The organism is Palleronia aestuarii (genome assembly GCF_003253995.1).
GTDB lineage: Bacteria > Pseudomonadota > Alphaproteobacteria > Rhodobacterales > Rhodobacteraceae > Palleronia > Palleronia aestuarii.
On record NZ_QKZL01000004.1, the window covers coordinates 73,050 to 86,544 of the forward strand.

Annotated in this window: 12 protein-coding genes; 3 read left to right on the plus strand and 9 right to left on the minus strand. The window is 68.3% G+C overall.

What is annotated here, in order from left to right:
* Window positions 1-60: 60 nt before the first annotated feature.
* The 5 genes from LX81_RS06225 to LX81_RS06245 form a co-directional block, all read right to left on the minus strand.
* Window positions 61-2,427, minus strand: coding sequence for a glycogen/starch/alpha-glucan phosphorylase (locus LX81_RS06225; RefSeq protein WP_111536447.1), 2,367 nt, complete (start codon window positions 2,425-2,427; stop codon window positions 61-63).
* A gap of 154 nt (window positions 2,428-2,581) precedes the next feature.
* Window positions 2,582-3,250, minus strand: a complete 669-nt coding sequence (locus LX81_RS06230) for an alpha/beta hydrolase (protein ID WP_111536448.1) — start codon at window positions 3,248-3,250, stop codon at window positions 2,582-2,584.
* On the minus strand, window positions 3,247-3,843 hold the full coding sequence (locus tag LX81_RS06235) for a DNA-3-methyladenine glycosylase family protein (protein ID WP_373280271.1): 597 nt from the start codon (window positions 3,841-3,843) through the stop codon (window positions 3,247-3,249). Before LX81_RS06235 ends, LX81_RS06230 begins: the two co-directional genes overlap by 4 nt.
* A 25-nt stretch (window positions 3,844-3,868) precedes the next feature.
* Window positions 3,869-4,603, minus strand: coding sequence for a cobalt-precorrin-6A reductase (locus LX81_RS06240; RefSeq protein WP_111536450.1), 735 nt, complete (start codon window positions 4,601-4,603; stop codon window positions 3,869-3,871).
* 5 nt (window positions 4,604-4,608) lie between these two features.
* Window positions 4,609-5,655 carry a cobalt-precorrin-5B (C(1))-methyltransferase gene (locus LX81_RS06245; protein WP_111536451.1) on the minus strand — a complete coding sequence of 349 codons (1,047 nt, stop codon included), beginning with the start codon at window positions 5,653-5,655 and terminating at the stop codon, window positions 4,609-4,611.
* Window positions 5,656-5,750: 95 nt separating this feature from the next.
* Between LX81_RS06245 and cobA the strand changes: the two genes are divergently transcribed.
* From cobA to LX81_RS06260, 3 genes are read left to right on the plus strand one after another with little or no spacing between them, the layout of a single operon-like run.
* Complete coding sequence (gene cobA, locus LX81_RS06250; RefSeq protein WP_111536700.1) at window positions 5,751-6,602, plus strand: uroporphyrinogen-III C-methyltransferase; 852 nt, start codon at window positions 5,751-5,753, stop codon at window positions 6,600-6,602.
* Between the two features lie 7 nt (window positions 6,603-6,609).
* A complete protein-coding gene (locus tag LX81_RS06255) occupies window positions 6,610-7,902 on the plus strand; it encodes a cobyrinic acid a,c-diamide synthase CobB (protein WP_111536452.1) in 1,293 nt (430 codons plus the stop codon).
* Between the two features lie 9 nt (window positions 7,903-7,911).
* Entirely contained in the window at window positions 7,912-9,114 is a 1,203-nt protein-coding gene (locus tag LX81_RS06260) for an MFS transporter (RefSeq protein ID WP_111536453.1), read from the plus strand.
* A gap of 4 nt (window positions 9,115-9,118) precedes the next feature.
* Here the strand turns inward: LX81_RS06260 and LX81_RS06265 are convergent, their stop codons facing one another.
* From LX81_RS06265 to LX81_RS06280, 4 genes are all read right to left on the minus strand, one after another.
* Window positions 9,119-9,811: a dimethylsulfonioproprionate lyase family protein gene (locus tag LX81_RS06265; RefSeq protein ID WP_111536454.1), complete on the minus strand. Its 693-nt coding sequence runs from the start codon at window positions 9,809-9,811 to the stop codon at window positions 9,119-9,121.
* A 75-nt stretch (window positions 9,812-9,886) separates the two neighbouring features.
* The gene (locus tag LX81_RS06270) at window positions 9,887-10,624 is read right to left on the minus strand and encodes a squalene/phytoene synthase family protein (protein WP_111536455.1); all 738 of its coding nucleotides are present in this window, start codon (window positions 10,622-10,624) and stop codon (window positions 9,887-9,889) included.
* Complete coding sequence (locus LX81_RS06275; RefSeq protein ID WP_111536701.1) at window positions 10,621-11,331, minus strand: class I SAM-dependent methyltransferase; 711 nt, start codon at window positions 11,329-11,331, stop codon at window positions 10,621-10,623. The genes LX81_RS06270 and LX81_RS06275 overlap by 4 nt, the downstream gene beginning before the upstream one ends.
* A 328-nt stretch (window positions 11,332-11,659) precedes the next feature.
* Window positions 11,660-13,495 (minus strand): ABC-F family ATP-binding cassette domain-containing protein, encoded by a 1,836-nt coding sequence (locus LX81_RS06280; RefSeq protein ID WP_111536456.1) that lies wholly within the window; start codon window positions 13,493-13,495, stop codon window positions 11,660-11,662.

A 13,495-nucleotide genomic window follows, 5' to 3' on the forward strand; every position in this document is an offset into this window, starting at 1 on the left:
AAGGCTCAGGCTACTCTCTCTGTCTCCCGACACAAGCGCCGCCTCCCGCGTGTGGTTCCTCTATTCCGCCGCGATCGCGCGTGCGTGCCAAATATCGTCCATGTAACCCCGGATCGTCCGGTCGGAGGAGAACCAACCGGATCGCGCCGTATTCAGGACTGCCATGCGGATCCACGCGTCACGGTCGCGATAGGCGGTCTCGACATCCCGCTGCGCCCGGTAGAAATCCGTGAAGTCGGATGCGACGAGGAAATAGTCGTGACCGCTTACGTTATCCACGATCCCCTCGAAGCCCTCGCCGAACGTGCCCGACCGCACCGCATCGAGCGCGCGCGCCAGCCGCGGGTCTGCTTCGATCGCCTGTGCCGCATGACCCTCTACCGCGCGGCGCGCTACCACTTCGGACGCGTCCATGCCGAAGAGGAAGAAGTTCTCCGCTCCCACGAGGTTGCGGATCTCCACGTTGGCCCCGTCGAGCGTGCCGATGGTCAAGGCGCCGTTCAGCGAGAACTTCATGTTGCCCGTCCCGGACGCCTCCTTCCCGGCGGTCGAGATCTGCTCGGACAGCTCCGCCGCGGGGATGAGGCGCTCGGCCAGTGTCACGTTGTAATTGGCGGGATAGGCCACCTTCAGGAGATGCGACGTATCGGGATCGGCGTTGATCTTGTCCGCGACCGCGTTGATGAGGTGGATGATCTCCTTGGCGAAGAAATAGCCGGGCGCGGCCTTGCCGCCGAAAATCTTCACGCGGGGAACCCAGTCCCCCTGGGGATCGTCGCGGATCGCCTGCCAGAGCGCGATGGTCTCGAGAATATTGAGGTGCTGGCGCTTGTATTCGTGGATGCGCTTGATCTGCACGTCGAACATCGCATCCGGATCCACCGGCATGTCGCGCTCGGAGAAATACTGGGCGAGATCGGCCTTGTTGGCCCGCTTGGCGGCATCGAAGCGCTCGCGGAACGCCGCGTCGTCGGCCAGCGGCACGAGCTTCTCGAGCTGTTCGAGATCCTCGATCCACGCGTCGCCGATCGCCTCCGTGATCAGGCCGGACAGCCGGGGATTGGCAGCCTGTACCCAGCGGCGCGGCGTCACCCCGTTCGTCTGGTTCACGATCCGCTCGGGATGAAGACGGTGCAGTTCCTCGAAGACGGTCTTCTTCATGAGGTCGGTGTGAAGCGCGGAGACGCCGTTGACCTTGTGCGCCATGCCGAAGGCGAGCGGCCCCATGAGGACGTCGCCGTCGCCCCGCATCGCGACCTTCCGGTCGGGATGGGACCTCTGGTGGTCCGCGTCGATGGCCTCGATGAGCTGCATGTGGCGCGGAAGAAGGTCCCACATCAGCCCCTCCGACCACCGCTCGAGCGCCTCGGGCAGAAGCGTGTGGTTGGTGTAACTGAGGCAGTTCCGCGCGATCGCGATCGCGTCCTCGAGCGCAAGGTTCTGCTCGTCGTGGAGCAGCCGGACGAGCTCCGGCCCGGCGATCGCGGGATGCGTGTCGTTGAGCTGGATCGCCACCTTTTTCGGCAGAAGGTTCAGATCGCTGTACTCGCTCTTGAAACGCCGCAGGATGTCGCGCAGGGACGCCGCCGTGAAAAAGAACTCCTGCTTCAGGCGCAGTCGTTTCCCCTCGTCCGTCGTGTCGTCCGGATAGAGCACGCGGCTGATCGTGCGGGCCAGCGCCTCCGCCTCGGCCGCACCGTAGAAATCGCCCGCGTTGAACCGGCCGAGGTCGAACATGTTCTCGGGCTTCGCCGCCCAGAGCCGGAGCGTGTTGGCCCAGCGCCCCTGCCAGCCGATGATCGGCGTGTCGTAGGCTTCAGCGATCACCGCTTCGGACGGGGTCCAGACCGCGCGTCCGTGCTCGTCCCGTACCTCGCCGCCGAAACCGATGCGGAACGCAGATTCGGGGCGTTCGAACTCCCAGGCATGGATCTGGTTCAGCCAGTCCTCCGGCGCCTCCATCTGCCGCCCCTCGTGGAAGCTCTGCTTGAAAAGGCCGTGTTCGTAGCGGATGCCGTAACCGTAGGCCGGGCAACCGATGGTCGACATGGATTCGAGAAAGCACGCCGCGAGCCGGCCAAGGCCGCCATTGCCGAGCGCCGCGTCGGGCTCGTCGGACAGAACGTCCTTAAGATCGAAACCCAGTTCGTCGAAGATCGCGTCGGCCTGATCCATCAGGCCGAGATTGACCGTGGCATCCTCGAGAAGCCGCCCGATCAGGAATTCCATCGACAGGTAGTAGACGCGCTTGGCCTGGCGCGCATAGGCGGTCCGCGTCGAGGCAAACCACGGATCGACGATCCGGTCCCGGACCGCGAAGCTCAGCGCGAGACGCCAATCCGTTCTCTGCGCATGCGCTTCGTCCTTGCCGAGGGAATATTTTAGATGCCGCAGGATATCGTCGCGGAAGCCATTCGTGGCGCTCATGGGTCTACCTTGCTTGGGGCGCCTGTCAGGCGCGTCTGGAGGATGAGCCGTTTCCGACCGCAGGGCACTCCGCGTTTGCAATGGTTCACGATGCCTGACAAGCGAATATGATCAACAAAGCATAATCGCCCTTAGCGGGAAATGATTTCCCGTTTTACACCTCTAAGTCAAGCTTCTCGCGCAGGAACGCCAATGCCACGCTGAGCCCGTCGGGCGCGATCCCGTGCGCGGTTCCCTTCGACACATGCGCGAAGACATCCAGTCCCGCATCCTGCAACGCCTGTGCAGCCTCCGGGAGCGAGGCTGGCGGCACGACCTCGTCCTGATCGCCGTGAATGAGGAGAACGGGCGGCCGCGACACGACCTCCGATGCGAGCGCCTCTGGCCGCAGGAGCCGGCCGGAGAACCCGACGAGCGCACCCACGGGCCGGCTGCGGCGAAGCGCCACGTGCAGCGCGATCATCGTGCCTTGCGAGAACCCGACGAGAACGAGCCGGTCGGCGGCGATCCCCTCCTCCTCCAGGACCGCGTCGAGATAGGCGTCGAGATCGGCCGCCGCCGCATCCATCGCGAGGTCCGCCGCGGCCGGATCCGATCCGTCGAGCCAGGGAATGGGAAACCATTGAAAACCCATCGGGTTCATCGCCGAGCGCTCCGGCGCGTCCGGCGCGAGGAACACGGTGTCCGGCAGATGCGGCGCAAGCGGTTCCGCAAGCCCGAGAAGGTCGGCGCCATCCGCCCCGTACCCGTGGAGGAAGACGAGCACCGATCCGGTCCGGCCCGATGCGGGGCCTCGTCGCTTGCTGTCCAGGATACGCGTCATCTGACCCCCTCACGGTTCTTGGCCTGCGCGTAGTAGGCCCATAGACCCCGCGCCGCAACGCCCCGCCAGGGCCGCCAGGGCTCCGCCATCTTCCGCAGCGCCCCCTCTCCCGGTCGCGCGGGCAGATCGAAGAGGAGCCGCGCGCCTTCCTGCAGGGCGAGATCTCCGGCGGGAAACGCATCGGCCCGGCCGAGCGCGAAGAGGGCATAGATCTCCGCAGTCCAGCGCCCGATTCCCGGCACCGTCACGAGCGTCGCGACGATCTCGTCCGTGGGCGCGGACGCGAGCGCGTCGAAATCGATCCCAGCTTCCGCCAGCGCTCGAAGATAGCGCGCCTTGGGTCGGCTGAGCCCGCAGGCCCGCAGCGCGTCATCATCGGCCTCGAGGATGCGCGCGGGATCGTGGAACCCCGCCGCCTCGACCCGTCCTCCGATCGCGGCGGCCGAGGCGACGCTTACCTGCTGGCTCACGATGGCGTCGACGAGGGCGGCAAAGCCCGCCGGACGGAGCCGCGTGGGCCAGGGCCCCGTGACGGCGCGCGCCCGGGCGAAGCGTGGGTCCAGCCGCGACAGCCATTGTTCCCCTTTGGCCACACAAGGAAGGCCGACGATCACGCGCTCATCCAAGCCGGCGCACCCAGGTCAGCGCGGCCGCGACCGTCTCGAGCCGGATGCCCTGCGGCTGCAGTGGCCGGCGAATCATCGCGACGGGAATGCCGAGATTTCGTGCCGCATCGAGTTTCGCACGGCTCGACGAGCCGCCCGCGTTCTTGACCACCAGCCAGTCGATCCCGAGCCTGTGGAAGAGCGCCTCCTCCGCGCCGACGGAGAAGGGCGGTCGGCCAAGCACCCATCCTCCGTGGGGAAACGGAAACGGCTCACCCGGCGGATCGATCCGCCGGGCGAAAAGCGTCCGGTCGGAGATCGGGGCGAAGAGCGGCAGGCTCTGACGGCCGGTGGCGAGGAACACGGTCGCATGCGGCGGAACGTGGCGTGCCGCGTCCGCCTCGTTATTGAGAAACGTCCAGGTATCGCCTTCGGCGGGGCGCCAGGCGGGCCGCAGGACCTGGGCGTACGGAATGCCTTCTTCGGTGCAGACGTCCAGGGTGCGGTGGCTCATCGCCGCGGCGAAGGGATGGGTCGCGTCGAGCACGGCACCGATCCGCTCGCGCTTGAGATAGGCCGTGAAGCCCTCGCGGCCGCCGAAGCCGCCGATTCGAGTCGGTACGCCCAGAGAGACGGGCGTCCGCGTCGCGCCCGCGAGCGAGGCCACGACCTGCATCCCGCCCTGACCCGAGACGGCGGCCGCGAGTTGCCGCGCCTCGGTCGTTCCCGCAAGGAGGAGAAGTCGCACGGAGATCAGGCCCGCGCCAGGATCGTACCCCGGCGGTCGCAGACGATCACGTCTACCGCGATGGGTGCCGCGCCGATCATGACGCGCAGCTCCTCCAGGGCATGGTCCGCCACGGCGTGGGCGAGCGGCGGGCCCGCGATCTCCAGTGCCTGCAGGACGGTCCCCGCATGCGCCACCTCCGGATTGCCGGCCCAACCGGCCAGGACGTGAAAGTCCACGGTCGAGCGCGAGGAATGCAGATCCCGCGCGCCCTGCCCGAGCTTGGCGAGCTTGGCGATGCCGCCTCCGATGGTCAAGCGATCCACCGGATGGCGCACGAGATACTTGACGAGGCCACCGACGAAATCGCCCATGTCGAGCATCGCATGGTCGGGCAGGTCGAATTCCGACTGGACCGCCTTCTCGCTCTGCGCGCCGGTGCTGCCCGCGACATGGCCGAGACCCGCGGCGCGCGCGACGTCGATGCCGCGGTGGATGGACGCGATCCAGGCGGCGCAGCTGAACGGACGGACGATCCCGGTCGTCCCGAGAATCGAGATCCCCCCCACGATGCCCAGCCGCGGGTTCCAGGTTTTCTCGGCCAGCGCCTCGCCGCCGGGAACCGAAATGGTGATCTCGATATCGGGCTCGTATCCGTGCTCCGCGGCGAGAGCCTCGACCTCAGCGATCATCATGGAGCGCGGCACGGGGTTGATTGCGGCCTCGCCCGGAGGGATCGGCAGGCCCGGCTTCGTCACCCGTCCGACGCCGGGCCCCGCGCGGAACACGATGCCGCCGCCGGGCGAGGCGCCGACGCGTGCCACGATCAGCGCGCCATGCGTCACGTCCGGATCGTCGCCGGCATCCTTCACGATGCCCGCCTCTGCCCAGTCCGGACCCGCCTCGCAATGCGCAAGCGTCCAGACCGGAATTTCACCGCGCGGCAGGCGGATCGAGACCTCGTCGGGAAAGCGTCCGGTCCAGAAGCGCAGGAGCGCCGCCCGCACCGCGGCGGTGGCGCAGGCGCCCGTCGTCCATCCCCGGCGAAGTGGTGTTTGCGGTTGGCGCTCCATCGCCGCGACTATGGCGCCGCGCCGGGCGGGACGGAAGGGACGGGGCGCGGATGTTTCGGCTTTCGCCCCCCACGCTCGTGCGCGATAATGCCGCGATGTCACCGATCCCGCCCTTGCCGCCGCATGACTGGCCCTCATTCGAGCCCGGCTGGGTCTGGCTCTGCGGCGCGGGGCCGGGCGATCCGGGACTCCTGACCCTCCACGCGCTCAATGCGCTTCGCCAGGCTGATGTGGTCGTCTACGACGCGCTCGTGGGAGAGGCGATCCTCGACTGGGCGCCGCAGGCCCGCCACGTCTACGCCGGCAAACGCGGCGGCAAGCCCTCCGCGCAGCAACGCGACATTTCCCTGATGCTGGTCGACCTTGCGCGCGCCGGCCGCCGGGTTCTGCGCCTGAAAGGCGGGGATCCGTTCGTGTTCGGTCGCGGCGGGGAAGAGGCGCAGACGCTGGTGCAGTTCGGCGTGCCGATCCGCATCGTTCCCGGCATCAGCGCCGGGATCGGCGGGCTGGCCTATGCCGGCATCCCGGTGACCCATCGCGACGTGAACCAATCCGTGACCTTCGTGACGGGCCACGACCAGACCGGCACCGCACCCGCTGCACTCGACTGGTCGGCGATCGCGCGCGGCAGCCAGGTGATCGTCATCTACATGGGCATGAAACACCTGGGCCAGATCGCCGACGCCCTGATCGCGGCCGGCCGTCCCGAAGACGAGCCCGTGGCGATCGTATGCTCCGCGACCACCGCGCAGCAGGCCGTGCTCGAGACGACGCTCCATCGCGCCGCGCGGGACGTCGCGGAGGCCGGGATCGAGCCGCCTTCCATCATCTGCGTCGGCCGCGCGGTCCTCATGCGGCAGGCGCTCGACTGGCAGGCGATGCTGGAAGGCCAGGCGCCGCGCAATCTCGACCCCCTGGATCGCGGACGCCCGGCCGAAAGCGCGTGAGCAAACAATGCCCGGCCTGATCCTCGCCGCGCCCGCCTCCGGCAGCGGCAAGACAACGGTGACACTCGGCCTTCTTCGGGCCTTCCGCCGCTCGGGCGTTTCGGTCCGGGGCGCGAAGTCTGGCCCCGACTATATCGATCCGCGCTTCCACGAGGCCGCCTGCGGCCGCCCCTGCCCCAATCTCGACGCCTGGGCGATGTCGCCCGACCGGATTCGCGCGCTCGCGGCGGGTGACGGGCTGCTTCTCGTGGAGGGCGCGATGGGCCTTTTCGACGGCGCGCCGCCGGACGGGCGCGGCGCCGTCGCGGATCTGGCGCGCATCCTGGACCTGCCCGTGATCCTCGTAGTCGATGCCGGGCGCATGGCGCAATCCGTGGCGCCGCTCGTCGCGGGGTTCGCCGCGCACGACCCCGACGTGCGGCTTGCCGGGGTCATCCTCAACAACGTGGGATCGCCCCGGCACGACGCGATGTTGCGCGCAGCACTCGCGTGTGGGCCCGTTCCCGTCTTGGGCAGCGTCGCGCGCCATGCGGGCCTTCGGCATCCGTCGCGGCATCTTGGGCTCGTCCAGGCCGAGGAACGCGGCGATCTCGAATCCTTCCTCGACGGTGCCGCGGAGATCATGGAAGCGGGCATCGATCTTCCGGCACTCTCCGGTCTCGCCGCGCCGCTCGCACCGGCAGAACGCGTACCGGCGGCCCCGCCGCCCGGCCAGCGGATCGCGGTGGCACGCGATCAGGCATTCGCCTTTGCCTATCCCCACATCGTGGACGATTGGCGTGTGGCCGGCGCGGAACTGCACTTCTTCTCGCCGCTCGCCGACGAGAGGGTGCCGGAGGCCGATTTCGTTTATCTGCCCGGCGGCTATCCCGAACTCCATGCCGGTCGCATCGCCGGGAACGACGTCTTTCTCCGCAGCCTCGCCACTTCCGCAGAGAGCGTTCCGGTCTACGGCGAATGCGGCGGCTACATGGTCCTCGGTGCGGGGCTCGTCGATGCGGACGGCGCGCGGCACGCCATGGCCGGTCTCCTTCCGCTCGAGACGAGCTTCGCCGAACGTCGCCTGCATCTCGGATACCGAACGCTCGAGGCGCGGGAGGGACCGCTCACGGGGTGCTGGAGAGGCCACGAGTTCCACTACGCGACGGTACTCCGCGAGGTCGGAACGCCTCTTTTTGCGGCCCGGGACGCCCTCGGCGAAGAGAGGTCGATGGGGCTCGTCGCTGGAAGCGTCTTCGGATCCTTTGCGCATCTCATCGACCGCGCGGAGCCTCTTTCCTTCGGCCCGGACGCGGCGTAGGGCAAGGCCATGACCCAAGCGCCCGCCACCGCCCGCCGCAACGTCGCGATCCTCGTGGCTGCGCAGGCCTTCCTCGGCGCACAGATGCCGATGATCTTCGTCGTGGGCGGGCTCGCCGGGCAGTCTCTGGCCGCCAATCCCTGCTTCGCGACGCTGCCCATCTCGCTCATCGTTCTGGGCTCCATGCTTTCCGCGCAGCCGCTCGCCGCGATCATGCAGCGTTTCGGGCGCCGCACGGGCTTCTTTCTCGGTGCCGCGGGGGGCGCGCTCGGGGCGGCGGTGGGCGCGTGGGGCCTGGTTCTGCAGAGCTTTCCGGTCTTTCTCGCCGGATCGCTACTCACCGGCCTCTACATGAGCGCGCACGGGTTCTACCGCTTCGCCGCCTCCGATACCGCGTCGGATGCGTTCCGCCCCAAGGCGATCTCCTACGTGATGGCGGGCGGGCTCGGCTCCGCGATCATCGGGCCGCAACTCGTCAAGCTGACGGCCGAAGCGATGATCGTTCCCTTCCTCGGCACTTATCTCGCGGTGATCGCGATCAACGCGCTCGGTGCCTTTCTTTTCCTCGGATTGCGCATCCCCGTACCGCCCCCGCCGGAACCCGACGCGCCGAAGGGTCGCTCCCGCGCGGAGCTTCTGCGCACACCGCGGATCGCCGTCGCGATCATCTGCGCGATGGTGAGCTACGCGCTGATGAACCTCGTCATGACCTCCACCCCGCTCGCGGTCGTCGGTTGCGGCTTCGAGAACGCCGCCGCGGCCGATGTCGTCTCCGCCCATGTGCTCGCCATGTACGCGCCGAGCTTCTTCACCGGCCATCTCATCGCCCGGTTCGGCGTGGAGCGGATCCTGGCCACGGGCCTCGTGATCCTCGCCGCTGCGGGCGTCGTCGCGCTTTCGGGCGTCGCGCTTGGCAACTTCTTTGTCGCGCTCATACTCCTCGGCCTCGGCTGGAACTTCGGCTTCATCGGCGCGACGACGATGCTCGCGGGCGCGCACCGCCCCGAAGAGCGAGGTCAGGTTCAGGGCATGAACGACGCCATCGTCTTCGGTTGCGTGACGCTGGCGTCGCTCTCTTCGGGCGGTCTGATGAACTGCGCCGGCGGTAGCGCAGTGCAGGGATGGACGGCCGTGAACGTCGCCATGATCCCGTTCCTGACCCTCGCGGGCGCCGCGCTCCTGTGGCTTCGCCTGCGGCCCGCGCGGGCCTAACACCTCAGCGCGGACGCGGGGGCCGCGACGGGCTCAGCACCATCCCCGGAGCGGACAGGCGTTCCTCCGGTCCGACCCAGGCATAGGCGAGGAGACAGGGGTCGCGTATACCGGTCGTGATCCGGTGTTCCACGCCCGCACGATTGAGGATCAGCGACCCGGGCGCATAGACGGCCGCGTCGTTCTCCGACCACGCGCCCGAGATCGAGATATAGCTCTCCTCGATCTCCTTGTGGCTGTGCTGGGGATAGGTCGTGGCCGGTGCGAACAGCACGAAGCCGAGGACGAGTTTCGTGGACAGGACCGGCCCGCGCGGCCCCACGACGTCGCAGAAGGCGTATTTCCGCGCCAGCGCCTTCGGCACCTTGGCATAACCGTATTCCCAGCAAAGCTGACCACGGACCTCCCGCATCGCGCGCGCCATTCCCTGCATCGCGGCCCGCTCTCCAAGGTCCAGCGCGCGGGCGAGATGCGCGGTGACGGGCTTCGTCTCCGGCGTGCGCTCGACGATCTCCGGATTGGAGGACAGCACGGCGGAGAGGCGGTCTCGGACCTGCTTGTTGTGCGAACGGATGGAGGCACTGCCGCCGGTCGAGCCATACCGGTAAAGCGCCTCGAACTCGCGCAGGAGGTAGAGCCAGTCGGGATGGTCCTGAAGCCGCGATACGGCCCCCGACGCGGTCTCGATATCGTTCATGAGCAACCTCACTCGATTGGAGCCGGTCTGCACATAGGTTCGCCCGCGGCTTGGGTAAATCCCGATATTCGAACGTCAGCCGGAGATCGCGAGCCGTATGAGGCGCAGCCGCCGTCGCGTCTCGCTCCGCGCGAGCGTTCCCGTCTCGACTCGGGCCGGCTCCGCGACGGCGCGCGCGAGGATCGGGGCGGCTTCCGAGGCGGCGAGGGCCGCTGGCCGCGCCGGGCGGCTTACCCGTTCGATGCCGTCGAGCGCGTCGGCAGCGAGCGTCCGGATCGCCTCTTCCGAGGGATCGACGAGAGGCCTCACCCCTCTTGCCTGCAGCGCCGGAACGGCGACGAGCCAGGCCGCGAGCCCGCCCGCATAGCCAAGCGCGCGCACGGCGGCCTCGTCCCGCGCCCCGAGCGCACGGGCAGCAGCCCACATCAGCCCGCCCGCGCTGTCCTCGAGATAGGCGCGCATCTGCGCGTCGCTCGCAAAGGGTTCACGTGCGATGTCCCAGCGCCGCGCGGCCACCGCGCAATCGAGGATGCCGGCGCCTTCGGCATCGAGGACCTGAGCCAGGGGCGTCACGACCTCATGGCGACGCGGGGTCTTGCCCGCCGCGATCTCGTCGAGCGCGTCGCGCCACCATTGCAGGCGCATCTCGGCGATCATCGGCTCCTGCGTCATCCACGGAGCACGGGCGATCTCGAGGTTGAACGCATAAAGCGGAAAGAGCACCCCGCGCGCCGCGGGCGGAGCCGCCATCGCGGAACGGAAGCGATCTGGATCGCCGCGGCGGACGAGTTCGGCGCATTCGTTGACACTCATGAGGGCTGCACCAGAAGAAGGGCGTAGGCGATGTCGTCACGACCGGCGCGCCACGCCGCGATCTCGCGCTCCGCGGCATCGAGCACCTCCGCCATCTCGCCCGTCGCCTCCGGGCGATCCGCCGCGATACGTGCTTCGAGGGGCCGGAAATAGGCCTCCCACGCTTCGCCTCGCACGAAGCGCACGGCCCGGGTTTCGTAGCCGGCCGCCGCGACCCTGGCCTTCAGCCCGTCAATCCCGGTGATGGAGGGGTATTCCTCCGACCAGAAGGCCCGTGCGGCATCAGAAGGTGGATCGGTGAGGTAGCATGGCTCCGAGAACGCGATCGTGCCGCCTTCCGAGAGCGCGCTTCGCCAGCCGCGAAGCCCCTCCGTCACGCCCAGGAAATAGAGCGCGCCGGCACACCAGATAAAGTCGTAGGGACCGTTCGGCGTCGCCATGTCGCCCTCCCGGATCTCGACCTTCGGCATGTCGCGCGTCCTGTCCTTCGCGGCCCGGACGAAAGCGGGGGCCTGCTCGATCCCGACGATCCGCGCCTGCGGGCGCAGCCGCGCGAGCGTGACCGTATCCGCCCCCGTCCCGCATCCGGCATCGCAAATCCGCGCATCCGCCGAGAGATCGACTTCGTCCAGTGCCCAGGCCACGTCCTCAGGAAGGCCCGGCCCCTGCCGGTCGAGGGTGGAATAAAGCTCGAGGAAGGCGTTCATGAACCCGGCTCTTGCGGCGTGCGACCGGCCACAGAGCATGCGGCCGTTCCGAGCCAAGGTGAACCGCGCAAAACACGATCCGGCTGTACATTCGATTGATCGGGCATCCGGCCTGCGATGTGGCAAGATCGGATCGGCGGATCAAGCCCTGCCGTGAAAATGTCGCGGGGGAAGCCCGCAGGCGAAAAGGCAGGCGCACTGCGCCTGCCCCCGCTCCGGCACGCGATGGAACAACGATCCCGAAGCGCCCTCATCACTCTTGACGGACATGGTTCACGCTGGGGCAAGTTGGTTAAAAAAGTACAAACGTGTTTCGGATCGCGGGGATCTACCCGGTCTGACGCGAGGCGTTCTCCGACTTCTCCTCAAGCGCCAGCCATTCCGCTTCCGCCTCCGCGAGCCGCGTCTGCCGCGTCGTCAGGGCGTCCGTCGCCTTGGTGAACTTCTCGGGCTCCCGCGTGTAGAGTTGCGGGTCAGACATAAGCTGCTCGAGCTTGCCGATCTCCGACTCGAGTCGCGCGATCTCGTCCGGGAGGGCCGCAAGGCGGTGGCTTTCGGTGAAACTGAGCCCAGCCGGGGCTTGCCCAGCGCCGCGGGCGTGCGCGGGCTCGGATTGGGCGGCCTGTGGCGCCGGATCACGCGCCTGACGCTCCATCTCGGGCCGCTGGCGGCGGTAATCCGACCACCCGCCCGGATACGCATCGATTCGCCCCTGCCCTTCGAAGGCGAGCGTCCGCGTCGCCACGCGGTCGAGAAAGTCGCGATCATGACTGACGAGAAGGACCGTGCCGTCGTAATCGCCGATCAGATCCTGCAGCAGATCGAGCGTCTCTATATCGAGATCGTTGGTCGGTTCGTCGAGCACGAGGAGGTTCGATTGCCGCGCCATGATCCTGGCCAGGAGCAGCCGGGCCTTCTCGCCCCCCGAGAGCGAACGGACGGGCGCACGGGCCTGCGCTTCGGCGAAGAGGAAATCCTTAAGATAGCCCATGACGTGACGCGGTTGTCCCCGCACCATCACCTGATCGGCCGCGCCCGAAACGCGCATCTCCGGCGATCCCGTCAGACTGTCCCAGAGGCTCATCTCGGGGTCGAGCTGGGCGCGCGCCTGATCGAAGACGGCGACCTCGAGATTGGTGCCGTGGACGATCTCCCCGGTATCGCTCTCGATCTCCCCGGTCAGAAGCTTTAGGAGGGTCGTCTTGCCGATCCCGTTGGGACCCACGAAGGCGATCCGGTCGCCACGCTCAATCCGGATCGAGAACGGTGCGACCAGCGTCCGTCCGTCATACGCCTTGGAGATCCCCTTGGCCTCGATCACCCGCTTCCCGCTCTTCTGGCCCCCGTCGAGCGCCATGGCGGCCACGCCCTCGCGCCGGACCATCGCCGAACGCTCGTCGCGCAAGGCGTGCAGCGCGCGGACCCGGCCCTGGTTGCGCTTGCGACGCGCGCTGATGCCCTCGACGGCCCAACGGGCCTCCGCCTTGATCTTGCGGTCGAGCTTGTGACGTTCGACGTCTTCCGCGTCCCAGACGGCGTCGCGCCAATCCTCGAAAGCCTCGAATCCCTTCTCCTGACGGCGCACGGCGCCGCGGTCGATCCAGAGCGTCGCGCGCGTGAGGGCCCGCAGGAAGGCGCGGTCGTGGCTGATGAGGACGTAGCCCGCCCGTGTCGTGCGCAACTCCTCCTCGAGCCAGGCGATGGCCTCGATGTCGAGATGGTTGGTGGGCTCGTCGAGAAGCATGAGTTCCGGCCCCTCGGCGAGGAGCTTCGCGAGCGCCGCGCGCCGTCGCTCCCCTCCCGAGGCCGTGGCGGGATCGCCGGCCGGGTCGAACTTCAGACCCTCGGCCACCATCTCGACCTTGTAGCTCTCCGCCGGATCGAGGCCGGACGCGGCGAAATCACCGAGCGTCGCGTACCCTTCCATCACAGGGTCCTGCTCCATGTAGCCGACGGTGACGCCGGGCGCGAGCGAGCGCGCCCCGTGATCGGGCTCGACGAGCCCCGCCATCACCTTCATCAGCGTCGACTTGCCCGAACCGTTGCGGCCGACGAGCGCCACGCGGTCGCCCTGCTGCACCACGAGGTCGAGCCCGTCGAAGACCGGATCGCCGCCGAAGGTGAGGGAGATGCCCGAAAGCTGAAGGAGGGGTGCGCGCGCCAT